We start from the raw sequence: 20,248 nt of genomic DNA on the forward strand, positions 1-20,248 counted from the left end.
CTTTATCGTCTTTTTACAATTTCTCTGCAATACGCAGTTTCGCTGAACGGGCGCGCGGGTTAAGCTCCAGCTCTTCCCCGGAAGGAACGAGCGGCTTGCGGTTAATTAACTTGAGAGTACCTTCAGCACCGCATACGCAAAAAGGAAAGTCAGGCGGGCAAGTGCATCTGCTTAAATAGCTGCTGAAGATTTGCTTGCAGATCCGGTCCTCCAGAGAATGGAAGGTAATTACAGATACCCTTCCTTCGGGTGCCAGGCAGCGTACCGCGCCATGAAGTCCTTCCTCAAAAGCGCCAAGCTCGTCGTTCACGGCGATTCTCAGACCCTGAAAACTGCGTTTGGCGGGATGTCCACCCGTCCTGCGCGCAGCTGCAGGGATGCCTTCCTTAATCAGCTCAGCCAATTCGCCTGTACTTTCTACTGGCCGTTCCTCTCTTCGCTCCACAATTTTGCGGGCGATCCGCCGCGAGAACTTCTCTTCTCCGTATTGGAAAAGCACGCGGGCGATTTCCTGCTCGCTCCATGTATTAACGATTTCGGCTGCAGTCAGCTCTGCGGACTGGTCCATCCGCATATCAAGCGGAGCATCGTGATTATAGCTGAACCCCCGTTCCCCTTCATCGAACTGGGGTGAGGATACGCCAAGATCAAACAGGATTCCGTCGACCTGGGGAACACCATCTTTTTGCGGCACAAAAGGAAGCTCCTTCAGCACCTGCTCAAGATCGCGAAAGTTGGTCTTAACCAGAACAATCTTCTCCCCGTATTCAGCCATCTTCTCCCTCGCATTGTTCAAAGCCCACTCATCCTGATCCAGACAGATCAGCCGGCCTTCGCCGCTAAGCTTGGATGCGATAAGAGAACTGTGTCCGGCTCCTCCGAGCGTACAGTCAACGTAAATCCCATCCTTCTTGATGTGCAGCCCTTCTGTCGCTTCTTCCTTAAGCACCGTGATGTGGTGAAACAAGCTGCATCCCTCCAGGGCAGTATTCGAATTGTGTTTGTGTATGTTATAGATCAAAATTGAAATCCACCAATTTTTCGGCAATCTCGTTGAACGATTCCTCTGACTGTTCGAAGTACTGCTCCCATAGCTCCTTGTTCCAGATCTCCACCCGGTTCGAAACGCCCAGAATAACACAGTCCTTGTCCAGCTTGGCATATTGCCGCAGGTTCCCCGGCAGATTCACCCTGCCTTGCTTGTCCCATACACATTCTGTCGCTCCTGAGAAAAAAAAGCGGCTGAAGGCACGGGCATCCGATTTCATCAGTGAAAGGCTTTTGAGCTTTTGCTCCATGATTCCCCATTCTTCCATGGGATAAACAAACAGGCAGGAGTCGAGGCCGCGGGTCGCTACGAAAGAGGTTCCGAGCAATTCACGGAACTTGGCCGGAATAATGATGCGGCCCTTGTCGTCAATGCTATGCTGGAATTCCCCCATAAACATAGTTTTACCCACCCCTTGCTACCGATTCCCCACTTTACCCCACTTTACACCACCTAAGCATAATAGATTCGCCATTAAAAATCAAAAACCTTTTTCCGCAGCAAGGTAATTTTTTCTTATTTGTCAAGTCATCCCCTCCACAGGCACCTGACTCTATGCATTCACCCATCCGGATCAAAAAAAGAAGCCCGCACCATATACATGGCAACGGGCCTATCGATAAGGATAAAATACCGCTTAGTCGTTCAAATTCCAGCTGTCCAGATATTCCACCTGCGCTGGAGTCAGGCTGTCGATAGCAATTCCCAGACTTTCGAGCTTGTAGCGTGCCACCTGCTCATCCAGATCATAAGGAACATTCTCCACTTTGACACCGATGCTCTTGTAATTGTCATTCACATATTTAAGCGACAACGCCTGCAAAGCGAAAGTCGTATCCATTATTTCCGCCGGATGCCCATCGGCCGCCCCCAGATTGACCAGCCGGCCTTCAGCCAGCAGATAGAGCTTGCGTCCGTCCTTCAACTGGTATTCCTCGATATTTTTACGCACGGTACGCTGGGATACCGATCGTTCCGCAAGTTCCGGTTTATTCACTTCCACATCAAAATGTCCGGCATTGCACATAATTGCGCCGTCCTTCATAACATCATAATGCTCGCCGCGGATGACATACCGGTTGCCGGTAACCGTAACGAAGAAATCACCGCGTTTGGCCGCTTCCAGCATCGGCATCACATGGAATCCGTCCATATGCGCCTCCACTGCCTTGATTGCATCCACTTCAGTGACGATTACGTTAGCGCCCAAGCCTTTAGCCCTCATGGCTACCCCTTTGCCGCACCAGCCGTAACCAACTACAACCACGGTTTTGCCTGCTACAATCAGGTTGGTTGTACGGACGATCCCGTCCCATGCCGACTGGCCCGTACCATAACGGTTATCAAACAAATATTTGCAATACGCATCATTAACGGCAACCATCGGGAACTTCAGGATGCCCTGCTTCTGCAGTGCCTTCAACCGGATGATCCCTGTAGTGGTTTCCTCAGCACCGCCGCGGATATTCTCCATCAGGTCGGGACGTTCCGAATGCAGCAGGGTCGCAAAATCTCCTCCGTCATCGATGATCAGATCCGGCTTACTCTCCAAAGCCTTGATATTCAGTGCCTTAAACTCCTCCGGTGAGGGATTATATTTGGCGAACACTGTAATGCCGTCTTCGACAAGCGCCGCGCAGACATCGTCCTGGGTCGACAGCGGATTTGATCCGGTTATTGTAACTTCAGCACCGCCCGCCTTGACTACCTTCGCAAGATAAGCCGTCTTTGCTTCCAGATGCAGCGTAATCGACACCTTCAGCCCTTTGAAAGGCTGCTCAGCTTCGAACTGCTCGCGGATGCGGTTCAGCACCGGCATATGCTGGCGGACCCAGTCGATTTTCAGATGCCCTTCATGCGCGAGCGACATGTCCGCGACAATACTATTTTCTTTCGACATTGAACTCATTTATGAAACCTCCTAAAAGTATTGTGAACATAGACTTTCTTGAACTAGCTTCGAACAAAACTTGCTTCGTAAGCTTACTTTTCTTTTCCTACATATAAATAATACGGTGCGTTCCGCTGAAGTCGGCGGGTATGGTCATCAGTTCATCCAGCCAAGCCGGGCCGTAGCGGTTCAAGTAATACATCATATTGTATACTCTTTCCTGCGGCTTTCCCAGCGGCATGAGTGACAGCTCAATCCGTTCCCATTGGCGGAGCGCAGCTTCATTTTGTTTCTCCATGGCATCCTGGGCTTTCCCCTGTAAAAATGCAATCTGATCCAGGATCTTCTCTTTATTGTTATTGCCTAATTTAAGCAGACCGGCCTGAATCGTTCCGAGCTGTTCGATCAGCGGCTCATACATGACGGAGAAGGCTTCCTTCGTTTCCTCGAACCGGCGGCCAAGCTCCAGTTCATCCTGGGCAGTGATCCATTCTTTCCGTTTCTGCTCAAGCCCTTGTCTTACATCCGCGAAGGAGAGGCTGTATTTATTCATATGCTTGTGCAGTGTTCCTTCTATGACTGTAAAAGACATGCGCGGAAGGATCAGCGGCATCTGCCCGCTGACAACTTCGAAGGCATTGCGTGGAATGGCCCAATAGGCCAGTTCCCCTTGTCCCAGTACTGTGGCCAGAACCGGCAGGACATAATCCTGCATAAGCGGGCGTGTCAGCACATTGTTACTGAAGCGTTCAGGATGGTCTTCAAGCACTGCCAGTAATTCCTCCGGTGAGAAGGAGACAACACCCTTGCGGTCAGTATATCGCCCATCCGCCTTATGCAGCAGCAGCCGCGCACCTTCATGTATATAGAAAAGATTCGCATTCCCGGAGGTCACATCTGCCTGCAGCTCATAACCTCCTTCAACTATACGCATCGCCGATTGTTTGTAGGCTGCTTCCAGCTCATCATTGCGTTCAATCAGTTTGGCAAAAAACGGTTTCTCCAGCCTGCGCAGTTGCGGATCGGCAGAATCCAGCAGAATCAGGCCGAATTTGCCGAATAGCGAACCGATCAGCTTAGCAAAAGCATCGCTCATGCTGCCCGCCATTCGTGAAGATTCACGGATAAACTCCATGATTTGCGGTTTGAATTCACTTTCTTGAAGGAGGCCATCCAGTTCGGCAATGACCTGCTCCCATCCCGATTCTTCCACCTTAATATCACTGACAGAAGAACGGGGGCCTTCAGCTTTGTCCAGCTTGATTCTGGTGATCTCCCCGGTGCGGTTTAAGACAAATGTATGATTAACCTCATCCCAGTCATGATCTTCACCGGCAATCCAAAAGAGCGGCACAACCGGCCGTCCTAGCTGGACTGCAGCTTCTTTTGCCGCCTGAATGGTGGTGAGTGCCTTATATACGACAAACAGCGGACCTGTAAACAGGCCGCTTTGCTGCCCCCCGGTCACCACCAGCGTCCCTGGCTGCTCCAGCAGCGCCAGCGAAGCCTGCACAGCTTCGTGTGGATTGTGCACGGCATTGTAACTACGCAGACAAGCCGCAACATCGGCGCGATCGGCGCGGGCTTGCTCGCTGCCATCCAGCCACTCCGCCCGCCGGCGTCTACCCTCTTCATCGCGGAAATCGCCGCCGTACAGATTGCTTACCTGTTCATAACGTTCTATATAGTCGCGTGCGAGCGCAGATCCGCCCGGGATCGGTTCCGGTATTACGTTCATAGCTGTGGCCTCCTCTTCTCCTGTTGCTTCATATATGTAGAAATTGATACGGATAATACTATCTGATTGTATCCAAAGTGAAGGGCGGCGTCAAAAAGAAATGAAAAAACTAGACCTGGCCGAATATCTCAGCTGGTCTAGCTTTACAGATTGACTATCCTTATATTTTTTTATAGTGATTGTAACTGCTGCCTTTACCAATGCATTTTGACACATGGCATTTCCCGCGGTGATAACAATTACAGGAAAACACGGCATGGGACCGGGAATCCATCGTTAATGAAGTTACCATAAATTCCATTTTTTTCTCCTACTTCTCGTTTTACCAGTTTACATCCATGCCAAACAACCGGGTTTATACCCGATGCAGCTGTCTCCTTTGGATACACATACACTAAATGAACATCTACCACCTTGGTAACAATCACAGGAAGATAATTTCGGACAACTCGAGCCAAGCACTGAATAAGATGGTTCTACTAAAAAGGTCATGTGTGAATCCTCCTATAAATAAATATTTATTTATATAAAGTCCGTATCCGGTTGACGGTATTGAACACGGGCTTATATATTAAGGCGAAGCCAGGTATACTTGAGGCTTCTTCTGGTTATGTTCAGTATCCAGATTGATAATCTCATCGCATATATCCATTACATTGCTGTCATGCGTAACAATAATGATTATGGCCTCATTCTTTAGCCGAACAAGAGTTTCAAGCAGACAAACGGTTGATTCCTTATCCAGCATGGATGTGGGCTCGTCCAAGATGAGTAGCTGCGGTTTTTTTAACAAGGTTCGTATTATAGATGACTTTTGGGCTTCCCCGCCAGACAGTAGCATTTCCCCCTGTGACTGCGTTTCGGTCATTTTTCCTTCCAGCTTAAAGCTCTGGATGAACAGATCCAGCTCGGAGTCCCGTAGGGATGTTAAACCATATGTAAGATTTTCTTTGAAGTTATTGCTGACGATATAGGGGTTTTGTTCGACAATGCCAATCAACTCTCCCCTTAATTTGTACATATCCAGTTCTCTGATATTAGTATCATTAAAAAAAATATTTCCGCCGTACATCTGATACAAACCGGTGATTACATTGACAAAGCTGGATTTTCCCCTTCCGTTATATCCGGTTACGGCATAAATATTTCCTTTGGTAAAAACATAGTCATACCCGTCCAGAATATGGACATTATTCAGTTCAAATGAGACTTGCTTCAATATCACTTTATCAATGGTAGATAGCACAGCTTCGTTGTTCATTTCAGGAGCCACGGATAAGTGCTCCTCCAATCTGTCCATGGAGGCTTTTATAGTCTGATACTTGCTGAAATTATCTATAAAATATCTGGAAGAGCTTACTGCGGAACCAACATAGGAGGTAACAATAACTATCTCTCCGATGGTCATTTTCCCTTGAACAACAGAGACGGCGCCAATATACAAAACAGCAATATTGAACAATTGCATAACAAGCCCGTTGGCCGAGGAGGCTAAGTTCAATATTCTCGAATTATGGATTAATCCTTTCATGAAGCTCGCCGAATGACTCAGCAGTTCTTGTTTCAGTGACTTGAACCAGTTCTGCTGTTTGATTAACTGTATATTGCTTAACTGCCGGTTCATCTGGGAGAAAAGCTGTGACTGCTCATTTTTCATGAGATAAGCACTCTGGTAAATAGGCTTCTTGAACATAAAATAAACAACCGCATAAACAGGTACAGCCAATAAGAACAATACACCAATCAATATATTGATTTTGAACATTAAAACAACCGTTGATATTAAAATCAAAAGACTGACAAAGCCCTGGATCAGAAAGTCCAGGAAGAAATCTGTCACCACATGACTGTCATTGTTCACTTGTTGGGTTACAAAGACTGGATTGATTTTGTTGGAGTATTCCAAAGGTGTCTTCTGAATATGCTCAATTACTTCAAAGTTGACCTTCAGCGCTACCCTTGAGCCGGCAACGCTATTAAGCAGGCTTAAGAAAAAGGAAAGAACAAGCCCTCCCGCATTCACAATTAACAAATAAAATAATACCGTATATAGTCGGTGTTCGGCGCCTCGGGTCAACTCATCAAAGTATTCTCCATTAAGATTGGGAAGAAGCAAATTAAAGATGACCGATGAAAACAAAGACATGATAAAGAGAGGCGCCAGGCTCTTGTAGTTGCGGGTAAACACGAGTCTCGTTAATTGTTTTATTTTCATATTCGCCCCAACCTGCATTGCCGCCCGGATAAGGTAATGCATTATCCGGACGGACAACCGTTAGTAAATGTTGATGACTACATCCAAGCAATACAGCCTGGCTTGTGCGCAATACAGGAGCTGCCCTTGTCTACACATACATGAAAATTGCAGTCTCCGCCCTGGTAACAATTACAGTGCTGCAAGTTGGGACAGTTGGCGGCACTTCCAGAATACATAGGTTGAACAAGAAATTCCATGATATAACCTCCAATAAAGTTAATTTATATGATGCTCATCCAATAAGATGAACCCACATACCTAGACTTCAACCTTTTCTTTGGCTTCCTTTTGATGCTCGATTACGTATTTGGCGTAATTTTTAATCTTCCTCTCCAGATTGTATTTAATGGCTGCACAATAATCCCCCGCGTTATTCAGCCGTTCATAGGGACACCCCCCCATACACAGAGGCAAATATTTGCAATTGGCGCACTCTTCATTTTGCTGCGGCTCATACAGCATGTACTGAAGCTTCAAGCCAATGTTTCCTTCAAAACTGTAATCTACCAAATTCCCAAAACTTTTCGACATATCACCAACCTCAGTCCAACAGTTGTAGAGATAGCCCTCAGGATCGATCACATAAGAATTTGCACTGTCAGCTCCGCAGTAAGGACCGGTAGGCGCAGGATATTGATAAAGATTGCTTCCGATCCCCATAAGATGAGCCTTTTTGTCGAAGTTGTCAGATATCTCTGTAAATGCGGAGGTAGCCATACATACATTAGTGTTATAACATTCATTCTCGTTCTTCACCTGGGCAAGATAGACTCCGACTTTCGAACCCAACCCTCTTGCAACAATCAAATCCAGCAGAGAGTCCATATCATCCTTGTTGCTGTCATCCGTATTGATTCTTAATGTAATAGGCAGAATTTCGCTGGCTTTCTCTACATTATTTAAGATTCGGTCAAAAGTGGGCTGTCCTCCAACCAGAGGCCGTCGCACATCATGAATAGGCTTCGGCCCATCAATGGTCACTTGGGCAAACGTGACTTTTAGGCTTGCCAGCTCAGCTGCGATATCTGGTGTTAAGTTATAGCCGTTGGTTATAATGCTCGCGCTATATTCTATTTTGTTACTCTCGCAAATATCTATAAACTTATTGGAAAGATCCCTAATTACAGTCATATCCAGCAGGGGCTCTCCGCCGTACCAGCAGATACTAAGGAATTTAATCGTTCCCGCCTGTTCCTCTACAATGCTTACTATTCTGTCTTTAACCTCATCGCCCATTTTCTTATTACTCCGAATATCTTTCTCGAAACAATAAACGCAACCCAAATTACAATTAAGTGTTGTGGCAATAGTCAGGTCAAGGGTATCCGTCTTGTATCTGTTCCGCAGCAGATGATGCGTGATAATATCATGCTCATTAATATCATTCTCCAGAATAAAGCCGCCAATTTTCAGTTTTTTGAGAAAGTCTTCGTCTAGACCAGCAATTACCGAGTTTTTTTCAAACTCCAGATATTCCTTATAATTTTTGGGTTCCAGCAAGGCTAGTGATGCTGTTCTTGAATTATAGGCTAATACTTGATTACTTTCTGGAAAATCAATAAAAAAGTTATAATTTGAAGATTTCATATAAACCTCCTATAAAAATACTTTTATATAAATATATATAGCATCTTTAGAGTGGGTGAAAGTATGACAAATGTTATAATAAGTAAATGTTTTCTATATTATTCCTTTTAAAAAAAGAAGATACATTAGAGACCACAATGGCTCTAATGTATCTTCTTTTTGAACGTATTTCAACTGCATTCAGTTATACATATTGCTTGGTAACCCAATGTCCCTTGGAAACTTCAATCAATTCAAAGTCGCTGTCATTGCTCTTCTCGTTAGCCGAGTAAATCGGGCTGCCAAGCTCATCATGCAGATGAATACGCTTCTTGTTGGCTTCAATTTCCGGATCGGGAACTGGAATCGCCGACAGCAGCGATTTCGTATACGGGTGAAGCGGGTTCGCATAAAGCTCTTCACTTTCTGCAAGCTCAACCATTTTACCCAGGTACATTACTGCCACACGGTCACTGATGTGCTTAACCATGGACAAATCATGCGCGATAAAGAGATAAGTAAGTCCAAGACGGTCCTGCAGTTCTTTGAGCAGGTTGACAACCTGCGCCTGAATGGACACGTCAAGTGCGGAAATCGGCTCATCGCAGACGATGAACTTAGGGTTTACCGCAAGCGAGCGGGCAATCCCGATACGCTGGCGTTGGCCGCCGGAGAATTCATGCGGATAGCGGGTAGCATGGTCATGGTTAAGTCCAACCATATCCAGCAGCTCTTCAATCCGTTTCTTGCGTTCTGCACGGCTTCCGGCCATCCCATGAATGTCCAGTGCTTCCCCGATAATATCGGACACCGTTAGACGCGGGTTAAGTGAAGCATACGGATCCTGAAAAATCATCTGCATGTCACGGCGCAGCGCCTTCATTTTGCCCGCGGATAATTTATAGATATCAGTGCCATTGTACTTTACGCTTCCTGCAGTCGGTTCATACAAACGAAGAACCGTACGGCCGGCAGTAGTCTTTCCGCATCCGGATTCCCCAACCATACCCAGGGTTTCACCTTCGCGGATCGAGAAATTAATATTATCAACAGCCTTAAGAACTTTACCTTTGCCTACATTAAAATATTTCTTAAGACCTTCAACTTCAATCAGGTTCTTACTCAAACGAACTGCACCTCCTTGGCCATCGAATGCAGATTCCAGCAACGCGCCATATGCGTTTCGCTGAACTCTGTTGCACCGGGATCGATTTGTTCGCAGACATGCATTGCTTCACTGCAACGCGCTGTGAACGGACAGCCGATCGGCGGCTTAATCAGATCCGGGGGAGTCCCGATGATCGGAATCAAAGGCTCACCCTTCTTTTGGTCCAGACGCGGCATCGACCGCAGCAACCCCCTGGTATACGGATGCTGCGGATTCTTAAAGATTTCCCATCTGGTACCTGTTTCCACCACTTCACCAGCATACATAACGATGACCCGGTCACACATGCCGGCAACTACGCCGAGATCATGAGTGATCAGGATGATGGAGGTCCCCAGCTTTTGCTGCATCTCTTTCATAACATCCATGATTTGCGCTTGAATGGTAACGTCAAGCGCCGTTGTCGGCTCATCTGCAATCAGCAGAGCCGGGCGGCAGGCCAGTGCAATGGCAATCATTACACGTTGGCGCATCCCGCCGGAGAATTCGTGGGGATATTGGTTAAAGCGAGCCTCCGCATTTTTGATGCCAACTAATTTCAGCATCTCAATACCATGCTTTTTCGCTTCGGCCGCTGACATATTCTGATGTTTGATCAAAACTTCGGTTATCTGTTTGCCCACTTTGATAGTTGGGTTTAAAGAAGTCATCGGGTCTTGAAATATCATGCCAATATCTTTGCCGCGAATACTTTCCATTTGTTTCATGCTTTTGTTCAGCAGATTCTGTCCTTGAAAAATAATCTCGCCCTGTTTCACTTTGGAGGGCGGTGTAGGGATGAGCCGCATAATCGACTGCGCCGTAACGCTCTTACCACTGCCGGATTCACCGACAATGGCTACCGTTTCACCTATGCCTACTTCAAAATTCATACCGCGGACAGCCTGTACTTCTCCGCCTTTTACAAAAAAGGAAACATGCAGATCTTTGACTTGCAGAATGGGTTCCATCAATGTTCACCTCCTATTTCTTCAGCTTAGGATCCAGTGCATCACGGAGTCCATCACCAAAAATATTAAAGGACAGCATGGTCAAGCTGATAACAAGCGCAGGGAAGATCATCCGCCAAGGATAGTACATCCAGCCTGTAAGGGAGTCATTGATCATGGAACCAAGTGAAGCTACCGGTGCCTGTACGCCAAGTCCGAGGAAGCTGAGGAACGCTTCGGAGAAGATTGCGCTTGGTACGGACAACGTTACGGTAACAATAATAGGTCCCATTGCATTTGGAAGCAAATGCTTGAACAGCAGCCGTTTCCAGTCAGCACCCATAGAGCGTGAGGCCAAGATGAATTCACGGTTTTTGAGCTGCATAATTTCGCCGCGTACAATCCAGGACATATTGATCCAGCCCGTAATGGTCAAGGCAAGTATAATCGTCCACAGACTCGGTTCAAATACTACAAGCAGCATAATTACTACGAGCAGATAAGGAATCGAATATAAAATTTCGGAAAACTTGTTCATTACTGTATCGATGCGTCCACCGAAGAATCCCATGACCCCACCGTAAATAACACCAAAGATTAAGTCGATCATCGCAGCGGCAAGGCCGACAATCAGCGAGATCCGGGCACCCATCCAGGTGCGGACAAATACATCGCGTCCAAAATCATCCGTTCCAAACAAGTGATCCAAGGATGGTTTCTTGTTCGTACTCATCAAATCATTCGAATCATAAGTATAAGGAACCAAATGCGGAGCAACGATGGCCATAATGACAATCAAGATCATAATAACCAGCGCAACCATAGCTAATTTGTTCTGGCGCAGACGCTGCCATGCATCCTGCCAAGCGGAAAGGCTTTCGCGCTGAATCACTTCCGCTTCCTTCTCATCAATGCCGATTTTACGGAAATCTTCGGGCTTCAGGTCCACATGTGGAGCAACAGTATTATTATTTGCAGCCAACGTTAATCCTCCTTTCCTCCAGCAAGTTTTATACGTGGGTCAACAGCAACATAAGCGACATCCGTAAGGAAACGTGCGACCATCAAGATTACACCATAGAATATGGTGATACCCATAATAATCGGATAGTCACGTGTATTAATCGCTTGAACGAACTGTTTACCGATACCGCCGATACCGAAGATTTGTTCAATGACAACAGAACCGGTAATAATGTTCGCGGTCATCGGTCCCACATAAGTAATTACCGGCATAATACCGTTGCGCAACACGTGGCGGGATAAAATCGACATCCAGTTGAGGCCCTTCGCCTTTGCTGTCTTGATGTAATCGGCATGAAGCACTTCAAGCATGCTGGAACGTGTAAGACGTGCAATGACTGCAATCGGCGACGCCGTCAGTGCCATAACCGGGAGGAAATAATTCATCGGTCCTTTAAAGCCCATGACAGGGAAAATTTTCCAATGATAAGCCAGCAAATATTGCAGCAATGAAGCCACAACAAAGCTAGGTACCGCAATACCGAGAACAGCCAATATCATTGCGACATTATCGATCAATTTCCGGTGATGCAGAGCCGCAAGCATCCCTAGCCCTACACCTATGATAATCGCTACAATAATAGCCACAACCCCAAGCTTCAGCGATGAAGAGAAGGTTTGTGAAATAATATCTGTTACTTCCTGGTTAAGCATTTTCATTGAAATGCCCAGGTCACCTCTAATAATATTCTTCAAATAAATAACGTACTGCTCAAAGACGGGCTTGTCCAAATTATACTGCGCGTATAGACGCTGCAAAATTTGTTCAGGAATTTTCTTTTCTGCTGTGAATGGATCTCCGGGAATTGCCTTCATTAAGAAAAAGGTCGCAGATATCAAGACAAACAGAGAAATAATCATGTGGAGAAATCTGTTGAAAATATAACGAACCATGCCCGCCATCACCTCCTTCGACAATATTTTTACTTACCTATTCTAAGGAAAAAATACTCATTTGTCCATTTAATCAAATTGTTATTTTTTCCAAATAATCTCATTTACTATCCCATACAAAAAAAAGGGATATATATGGAGTTCCACATATATATCCCGAAGTAATATAAAAACCTTCAGATATTATATTACTGTATTTTGTTGCTAGCTTCTCTCTTAGTGTTCGAGCAAGTAAGCGCGGGTCAGGTCGATTGCACCGCTGAAGTCCAGAGTTACACCTTTAAGGTACTCTTTAGTCAACGAGTTATTTGTGTAGTAATAGATCGGAATCAGAAGCATATCATCCATAAGTAATTTTTCTGCAGCAGCAAACTTCTCTTGACGAAGGGCATTGTCTGAAGATTTTTTAGCTTCGTCGATCAGTTTGTCATACGCTGGGTTGGAATAACCAGCATCATTGTTACCGCCGCCAGTTACCCACATATCAAGGTATGTCATTGGATCATTGTAATCCGCGGACCAAGCAGCGCGTGTTACTTGATAGTTCAGGTTCTGTTTATCTTTGAGAAAGACACCCCACTCTTTGTTTTCCAGTTTAACTTCAACGCCGAGGCTCTTTTTCCACATATCCGCAATAGCTACAGCGATTTTCTGGTGGCCTTCACTTGTATTGTAGGAAAGAGTGAAGCTCAGTTTATCCAAGCCTTCTTCTTTCAGACCTTCGGCAAGCAATTTTTTAGCGCCTTCTACATCTTCACTGAAGTATTGGGAATCAGCTACTTGATCACGGTATGCTTTCTCATTGCTTTGGATGCCCGGAGGAACAAAACCAAATGCTGGCAGTTGTCCGCCCAAAGTGATATTATCGATGATTGGCTGACGTTGGATAGCCATAGCCAAGGCTTTACGGATTTTAGCATTTGTAAAAGGTTTTTCAGTTACATTGAACTGGTAGTAGTAAACGCTGGAAATACCTTTTCTTGCAAATTCTTTAGGGAATTCTTTCTCAACGATTGGCAGCTGCTCGGTTGGAATTTCTCCAATCGGACCGCCTGCACGGTCAAGTTCGCCGTTTTTGTAACTCAAGAGTTCAGTTGCACCACTGTTTACAACGGAGAAATTGATGCCTGCTGCTTTAATTTGATCTGCAGCATAGTACGATGGGTTCTTAACTACGGCCAGAGATTGGCCAGTCGTCCACTCCGACAAAGTGAAAGGTCCGTTAGTGATTTGGGTTTCAACCTTAGTTGCCCATTTTGGATCATTTGCAACGGAACTATGCACTGGGTAGTACGTATAGAAAGACAACAGACCCAAGAAATACGGTGTAGGGTTGGCCAGTGTCACTTCAAGTGTTTTATCGTCAACTACTTTAACGCCAACTTGGCTGAAGTCAGTGATTTTGCCTTCATTGAAATCTTTAGCACCTTTGATGTAGTACAGTTGGTAAGCGTAAGGAGCCACTTGTTCTGCATTCGGATCAAGGACACGCTTCCAAGCAAAGGCGAAGTCTTTAGCTGTTACAGGGTCGCCGTTGCTCCATTTTGCATCACGAAGTTTGAACGTATACACCAGGCCGTCAGGGGAGATTTCCCAGGACTCAGCAATACCTTCTTCAGCTTGCCCAGTCTCTGCATTTTGACGAGTAAGTCCTTCATACAGCAATTTCAGGATAGCATTGGATGTGCTGTCTTGAGCTTGTTGCGGGTCAAATGTAGGAGGCTCGGAGCTCAGGTTGATCTTAAGCGTCTGGTCAGCAGCTAACTTCTCATCGCCAGTTGCGTTTCCTGTATTCTTGTTACCTGCATTGTCAGCCGGCGCATTGGTCGGGCTGGCATTTTTGCCATTGTTAGCATTGTTTCCGCCGCAGCCAGCAAGCACTGTGCCGATGACTAAAACTAATGCAATCATGAGCAATAGACTTTTACTCTTCTTCATCTAGCAGTTCCCCCTAAATAGAATGTGGTATATGGTTTATGATTATACAACCAGTGGTCAAAAAAATCTAGAGCAATATTTTCTGAAAACCGATTTTTTTTTAAACTTAAAAGATTTGTGACATTGACGCTTCACCGAAGCAGTGGAACATTACATCGCTTGTGATATGTATCGAATGAGGCCTACGACCAAAAACAGAATGTAACTAACGGTCATAAAAAAGAAAGAAAGCCGCCATACTGCCCGAAGTAACCGTTTTCCATCCACTTTTCCTTTTAAGCGATTTTGAGCCCCTCCAATCAATCCGGTGGATATTAATACAATAAGTAGTATAAGATAGAAGCCCCAACCCGAATCAAAGATGATATTAAACAAGGCCGATACGGAAAGAAATAAAAATAATGTAGTCACGTCCATTGCCAGCAAAAAAGTGCTTTTCTTTTCTTTTTTGAGGCCTATTCCCGCAAAATAGACGATTAAAAAAGGAACAATCGGAATAACGCTTATAGTAATGAACGAATTCCGCAGAAATTCCAAACAGCCTCACCTCTCCCTCACAAGCATGCCTTCTACCATCCGGCAAATCCAGCGGTGTTGTGGAGCATCGATGCCACTCCGCTCCGCCATATCCACAATGCTCCCATTAATCCAGCGTATTTCCGTTGCTCTTGAGGACAACACATCGGCAAGCATTGATGAAATATTGCCGGCTGTTGCCCGGCAAACCTCCATGATGCCTTCCCAGGCGTTACTTTCAAGAGCAATACCGCAGGCTTCATATACGGCAATCGCTTCCTCATACAGTTCCTTCATCAAATGTATGCGCTGCTCGGAAGCGAGCAATTCACCGTTCGGTACGCGCCAGATCGCTGTAAGGGGATTGATCACAGCATTGATTAAAAGCTTCCGGTAAATCATGGTATCCACTTCTTTCGACATAGAGGCGGAGAATCCTGCTGCTGTGAGCGTTTCAATGAAACTAATTAGCGCGGATGGACCATGAGTAGTATTGCTGCCGCCAACCTTCCCTATACATATTTCTCCTCTCCCTGCATGAATAACCTCCGTTAATGTTTTTCTTTTGGCTGCCTCAGTGGTTACCGCTGCCCAAACTGCTGCTTGTGGCAGCAACTCCTGCAGCAGCTCCAAATGGCCGTAGCCATTCTGAAAACACACCGCTTGAATCTTGCTATGCTTTAGTGGAAGCAATATCTGCGGGAATTCATTGTGGAGTGCATTCTGCTTGACCATAATTGCCATGAACTCCCCCGGATCACGCAGATAAACTTCGGCAAAGGTGTTCACAGCTGCTGACCTAAATTTGTCGGGCGGAAGGAAAACCGGGGGTTGGCCATCCTCATAGCTTATTGTAATACCGTTCTCCTCCAGCGCCCTGCCCTGTTCTTCACTTCGGCACCAGATTCTGACCTCGGCTCCGGCGCCGATAAGTTTTCCTGCCAGCAGCAAACCAAGTGATCCCGCGCCAATAATATCAATTTTCACGCCTTGCCTCCGCACCCTTCCAATAATTTCCCTCATTATATCCGCAGGCTTCCGCAAATGCAAAAACAAAAAACCGCAAACACTGTGCCCGAAGGCAGCTCTGTTTGCGGGTCATACTGTTGCATAACTTTATTCCATACGTTCGAGATTGCCGTTGGCATCCATTTTGAACCGCGTCTTCATTTCCTCTTCCTCTTCGTTAAGGAAAGCAAGTCTGCGGGCACGGTCCATAATCTGAATCAGTGCCTTGTAATCATCGTTTACCACGCGGTAATCACTTTGGGCGAGGTTAACTTCCTTCGATAACCGCTCATTTTCCACCCTGAGCTCGGATAATTCATCTTCCTTCTCCCGCAGATCTCTTTCCAGCATCTTCAGCTGGCGTCCCGCCTCGTGAAAGGTTCCTTTCCACTGTCTGAGGAAACGGATAACCGCATCAATGGATAACGAATTTTCGTTCAAACCTTCGCTTCGTCCATATTCTTCTTCAATGTCGCCGAGAATCAGTCCTGCTACCTGTGCTCCCCTGTTCATCGGCTGTTTTTTCAAATAACTCCGCTTCTGGCGTTGACCTTTGGCGATGCCAATTGCATCCTCATAGCTTTTGCGGACACAACTGTTCCAGCGAAATCCGCATGCCGCCGAGGTCCTTCCGATTTTTTCTCCCACCTCTTCAAAAGCAGCGAGTTGCGTACTGCCTTCCCGGATATGACGCAGCGTTATTTCTGCCAAAACCAAATCATCTTCAGCACTCCAAGCATCTTGTCTAACGGCTGTCATAAAGCCTAACCCTCCTAACAACATCATGAAATAACCATCTTCATAACCGGCAGCTCCGCCGGGTAGTGAATAGGATAAAAGCTGCTTACTCCATTTCTATGCCTCTGATAGAGTTCATAGAATCTATTTGATACTAAATTGTATTTCCATTTTGCTTAAACATCATACGCACATTGCTATAATTTCTAATTTTTCTTACTAAACACATATGTCAATGTCAAAAATCATATTAATTTAAAAAACAAAGGTTTTTTTCAATGAATTCGTTTACAGTCTTTTGTCCAGGAGGTATAATCAATCCAAAGAAGTCATATTCGGGGACCATTCTAAGAAGGGGGACACTCTCTTGGACCGCATGTTTCGCGTATTGGGGTTTTTCACGCTCGTAATCGGGCTGATGGCTTTTGCCGGGGATTTAACCGAGATGGCCTTACTTTTCTTCTTACAAACCGCCTTTTTTGTAATACTTGGCTATCTGAAGTTTACAGAAAAGACCTACATCATGTTGTTCTGGGGATATATGATTGTTACATTTACCGGCTTCAGCTACTGGACCATCTTTCAGATGGGGTTGCCGCTATAATGGCTATTGGCCAATCAAACGGAAGTCATTCCTTAGAAATAAGGACGGCTTCCTTTTTTGTTTGTCTTTTTTTGTAGGCCGGGAGGCGGAAAACAGGGTATGATATTTTAGCAGGACAAAACATATTAATAGTACATACCTATTCTATTTTGCCAAAGGTGGTGGTGTAGTGCTTTCCCGCAATATTTTAAGCCGAAGGTTCGCCTTCCTGCTCATTCTGCTTCTCTGCACGATGCTGCCGCTGACCTCTGCGGCCTCGCTTTCCATGGGCTCTAGTGCTGCCGCCGTCTCTTCTCCTCCTGATTTTCCCGATAACGAAGAGACCCGCAGGCTGCTGGAGCAGACGTTGTCCTCTGCTGAAATCGAACGTGAGATCCTTAGAATTACCGCGGAGCAAAAGGTTCTCGAGAAGAAGGTTTCACTCCTCAGCAAACAAGCAGCAGAAAAAGAAGCAGCTATCGCAGATCAACAAGAACGTGCCGGGGCTGTCATTCGCTCTTATTATATGGGGGATAGAGATAGTCTGCTGGCTGCTCTGCTCTCCGCTAAAAGTATCAGCCGGATGCTTGCCCTGTACGATTATTACGAGATTATTATTGGGCAGGACCGCGACATCCTGAATCATTATGAAGAGCAATACAAAGATATGAAATCCACGATAACGGCTTCGCTGCGCAGCAGCAAGGAGCTTGAGGAGCTTAAAACGGCTCTTACCGAACAAAAAACGCGGGTGGCCGCGTTAAATGAGGAGATTGAAGGAGGAATCAGCGCCAGCAGCGATCCGGAGAGCATGAGCACGCTGCTGAACGAATTTACGAGGTATTGGGAGAACATTGGTATTCATGAAGTGAAAACCTATTTTAAGGCTTTGTCATCGGCAATGAATCATCTGCCGCAATTTGTCCAGAGCAAAAGCGGGATGCTGACCCGCAAAGGAATGACCTACACCCTTGCGCTGAAGGAAGAGGATCTTAATACCTTTCTGATTTCACAAAATGAGCTATTTAAGGATTTCGCTTTTCATTTCAACAAGGGTCAGGTGACTGCTTCGGGAACCAGCGGCGGCTTGACGCTTACCCTGACCGGTCATTACACGATTGAAAACGAACCTGTTAACGGGCTAATGTTCCATGTCGACAATGTAGTATTTAACGGCCTGGAGCTGCCTGATTCCACCCGCCAGTCACTGGAGGAAGAATTCGATCTAGGGTTTTATCCCGAGAAAATCGTCTCACTTCTGCATGCGACCGAAGTAGAAAGCAAAGAAGGCGTGCTTTATGTAAAGCTCTCCATCTCATTTTGAGGTTGCTGCCAGTGCTTCCCGGTATCCTGCGGCATCCAGCTTGCCGGTAAGGAGCATTGCCACCGCCGTGGAGAGCTCACTCCAGCCGCCAACCGGTCTTTCCTCAGTGATGGCTTCGTCTGTCAGCAGCACCCGGGAGTCAAAAGGAAGCCTGGCCATCTCCGGAAGTCCCGAACGGTAAAGCTCTTCCAGCGCAGGCAGACGCCCCGTGTTCTCCAGCCATTCCAGCTGCGCGGAGCTGGAGGTAATATAGGCGAGCCATTTCACCGCCGCCTCCGGGTTGCTCGACTCTGCGGGAAGAGCGAAGAAACGGCTGAACATTGCCTCATAGCCTTTACTGCTCCCGCCAGGCAGTGGCACTTCCACAGCCAGCGATGAATTCCCGTGCTTCTGGAATTCAGAGAGCGGAAGTGCAGCTACGGCGACCTTTCCCTCCTGGAGCATATTCCAGAGCTCTTTATTGTACCGGCTGGTCAGATATAAGGAGCTGCGGGCGTTCTGGGTCCACTCCAGCATTGCCGTATTCTCTGAAGTCAGGCTGGCCCCCATACTTTCCAGTACCGCAGAGTAACCATAGGGATTGCGGGTATCCATAGCCAGGATATATTGTTCCTGATCCTGTTCTTCTCTGAAATGCTTCAGCAGCCCGCTCCACTGCTCCAGATTTTTCGGCGCTTCCGAAAGGCCCAATTCGGCGAGGCGCGCCGGAGAATACACCAGTACGTAAGGATCAATATCGAGCGGAACTCCCCAGTCATATCCATTCCACTGCATCTGCGGAATGAGCAGGGTCAGCGGGGCGCTGCCGGGAACGCTCTGGTAGACATCCACCGGTAGCAAATACCCCCGGGTGGCCAGATCGGATATATTGCGGCCATCGGTCATCACAATATCCGGACTGTCTCCTGTAGTCAGGTCCTGCTTCAGAGCTTCAGCCGATTCCTCGCTGTCCACATTGCTCAGCACAACTTCAATCCCGCTCGATAACGTATAGTTTCTGCTGATCCGTTCCAGCTCACGCAGCTCTTCGCTGCTCAGCGAAACACGAATCTGCAGGCTTTGCACATTTCCAGTCTCTCCCGAATCCGGGCGCTCTGATTGATCGAGCGGCAACTTCTGCGGACGGGTGCGTTCGCTGGTGTCCAGCTCCATGCTGGGTGACAAGCTTGTCAGCGCAAGCAGCAGTATTGCAAACAGCAGCCAATAGTTTTTGCGTCTCAGCATTTCTTTTTCCCCTCCGGCCTAAACACTTGTCCCCCTATTTTACCAGATGATTCTTTGATTGTCTGTGTTAGCTGAAAACGTTCTCTTTCTATTATATAGGTGTAACGGCGGAGGCCTCGAGACATTTGCGATATAATGTTACATTACAAGAAAGATCTGGACTTCCGATCGCTGTTATCCTCAGATTTCCTGATTCTATATAAGTTGAACTTTAAATTTACCGATCCGGCATAGAACGCAACTGCGGTGAATGTTTGGACTTTCGGCCGCTGTTGTCTACAGATTTCTTGATTTAACCCGCTATTTGCGGTTGAAATCCGTAGACAAAGGCGGTCGCTATCGCTCCTACAGTTCCAAAATTCCCCTCCGCTGCTTTTGCCTCTAGGTAGTTCTTTTGTTCAAC

Annotated in this window: 17 protein-coding genes; 2 read left to right on the forward strand and 15 right to left on the reverse strand. The window is 46.5% G+C overall.

Annotated elements, in window-relative coordinates; all coding sequences use genetic code 11:
* Nucleotides 1-13: 13 nt before the first annotated feature.
* The 14 genes from rsmH to NST07_RS26440 all read right to left on the reverse strand — a co-directional run bounded on the left by rsmH (nucleotide 14) and on the right by NST07_RS26440 (nucleotide 16,735).
* The gene (gene rsmH / locus NST07_RS26375) at nucleotides 14-967 is read right to left on the reverse strand and encodes a 16S rRNA (cytosine(1402)-N(4))-methyltransferase RsmH (RefSeq protein ID WP_342480491.1); all 954 of its coding nucleotides are present in this window, start codon (nucleotides 965-967) and stop codon (nucleotides 14-16) included.
* 43 nt (nucleotides 968-1,010) lie between these two features.
* Nucleotides 1,011-1,448 carry a division/cell wall cluster transcriptional repressor MraZ gene (mraZ, locus tag NST07_RS26380; protein WP_038595376.1) on the reverse strand — a complete coding sequence of 146 codons (438 nt, stop codon included), beginning with the start codon at nucleotides 1,446-1,448 and terminating at the stop codon, nucleotides 1,011-1,013.
* 237 nt (nucleotides 1,449-1,685) lie between these two features.
* The gene (locus tag NST07_RS26385) at nucleotides 1,686-2,957 is read right to left on the reverse strand and encodes an adenosylhomocysteinase (RefSeq protein ID WP_076109040.1); all 1,272 of its coding nucleotides are present in this window, start codon (nucleotides 2,955-2,957) and stop codon (nucleotides 1,686-1,688) included.
* An 88-nt stretch (nucleotides 2,958-3,045) separates the two neighbouring features.
* Nucleotides 3,046-4,677 carry a bacillithiol biosynthesis cysteine-adding enzyme BshC gene (gene bshC, locus NST07_RS26390; protein ID WP_341379525.1) on the reverse strand — a complete coding sequence of 544 codons (1,632 nt, stop codon included), beginning with the start codon at nucleotides 4,675-4,677 and terminating at the stop codon, nucleotides 3,046-3,048.
* Nucleotides 4,678-5,248: 571 nt separating this feature from the next.
* Nucleotides 5,249-6,892: an ABC transporter ATP-binding protein gene (locus tag NST07_RS26395; protein WP_341095459.1), complete on the reverse strand. Its 1,644-nt coding sequence runs from the start codon at nucleotides 6,890-6,892 to the stop codon at nucleotides 5,249-5,251.
* Between the two features lie 300 nt (nucleotides 6,893-7,192).
* A complete protein-coding gene (locus tag NST07_RS26400) occupies nucleotides 7,193-8,521 on the reverse strand; it encodes a radical SAM protein (protein ID WP_341095461.1) in 1,329 nt (442 codons plus the stop codon).
* A gap of 184 nt (nucleotides 8,522-8,705) precedes the next feature.
* Nucleotides 8,706-9,626: an ATP-binding cassette domain-containing protein gene (locus NST07_RS26405; RefSeq protein ID WP_341095463.1), complete on the reverse strand. Its 921-nt coding sequence runs from the start codon at nucleotides 9,624-9,626 to the stop codon at nucleotides 8,706-8,708.
* Complete coding sequence (locus NST07_RS26410; RefSeq protein WP_341095465.1) at nucleotides 9,623-10,618, reverse strand: ABC transporter ATP-binding protein; 996 nt, start codon at nucleotides 10,616-10,618, stop codon at nucleotides 9,623-9,625. Before NST07_RS26410 ends, NST07_RS26405 begins: the two co-directional genes overlap by 4 nt.
* A 13-nt stretch (nucleotides 10,619-10,631) precedes the next feature.
* Nucleotides 10,632-11,579, reverse strand: coding sequence for an ABC transporter permease (locus NST07_RS26415; protein WP_341095467.1), 948 nt, complete (start codon nucleotides 11,577-11,579; stop codon nucleotides 10,632-10,634).
* Nucleotides 11,580-11,581: 2 nt separating this feature from the next.
* Complete coding sequence (locus NST07_RS26420; RefSeq protein WP_341097757.1) at nucleotides 11,582-12,514, reverse strand: ABC transporter permease; 933 nt, start codon at nucleotides 12,512-12,514, stop codon at nucleotides 11,582-11,584.
* A 216-nt stretch (nucleotides 12,515-12,730) separates the two neighbouring features.
* Nucleotides 12,731-14,452, reverse strand: a complete 1,722-nt coding sequence (locus NST07_RS26425) for a peptide ABC transporter substrate-binding protein (RefSeq protein WP_341095468.1) — start codon at nucleotides 14,450-14,452, stop codon at nucleotides 12,731-12,733.
* A gap of 150 nt (nucleotides 14,453-14,602) precedes the next feature.
* Complete coding sequence (locus tag NST07_RS26430; RefSeq protein ID WP_341095469.1) at nucleotides 14,603-14,989, reverse strand: DUF3397 domain-containing protein; 387 nt, start codon at nucleotides 14,987-14,989, stop codon at nucleotides 14,603-14,605.
* A gap of 6 nt (nucleotides 14,990-14,995) precedes the next feature.
* A complete protein-coding gene (locus tag NST07_RS26435; protein ID WP_341379529.1) occupies nucleotides 14,996-15,955 on the reverse strand; it encodes a 2-dehydropantoate 2-reductase in 960 nt (319 codons plus the stop codon).
* Between the two features lie 129 nt (nucleotides 15,956-16,084).
* Nucleotides 16,085-16,735 (reverse strand): RsfA family transcriptional regulator, encoded by a 651-nt coding sequence (locus NST07_RS26440; protein WP_341379530.1) that lies wholly within the window; start codon nucleotides 16,733-16,735, stop codon nucleotides 16,085-16,087.
* A 346-nt stretch (nucleotides 16,736-17,081) separates the two neighbouring features.
* Here NST07_RS26440 and NST07_RS26445 point away from each other — a divergent pair, with 346 nt between their 5' ends.
* Nucleotides 17,082-17,318 (forward strand): DUF2626 domain-containing protein, encoded by a 237-nt coding sequence (locus NST07_RS26445; RefSeq protein ID WP_038595390.1) that lies wholly within the window; start codon nucleotides 17,082-17,084, stop codon nucleotides 17,316-17,318.
* Between the two features lie 169 nt (nucleotides 17,319-17,487).
* The gene (locus NST07_RS26450) at nucleotides 17,488-18,621 is read left to right on the forward strand and encodes a hypothetical protein (RefSeq protein ID WP_342480492.1); all 1,134 of its coding nucleotides are present in this window, start codon (nucleotides 17,488-17,490) and stop codon (nucleotides 18,619-18,621) included.
* On the opposite strand, the gene NST07_RS26455 is transcribed toward NST07_RS26450, so the two are convergent.
* Nucleotides 18,613-19,845, reverse strand: a complete 1,233-nt coding sequence (locus NST07_RS26455) for an extracellular solute-binding protein (protein WP_341095479.1) — start codon at nucleotides 19,843-19,845, stop codon at nucleotides 18,613-18,615. The two genes, NST07_RS26450 and NST07_RS26455, sit on opposite strands and share 9 nt — an antisense overlap.
* Between the last annotated feature and the right edge of the window lie 403 nt (nucleotides 19,846-20,248).

Origin of the sequence: Paenibacillus sp. FSL L8-0340 (assembly GCF_038593145.1) — a bacterium.
Taxonomy (GTDB): domain Bacteria; phylum Bacillota; class Bacilli; order Paenibacillales; family Paenibacillaceae; genus Paenibacillus_AQ.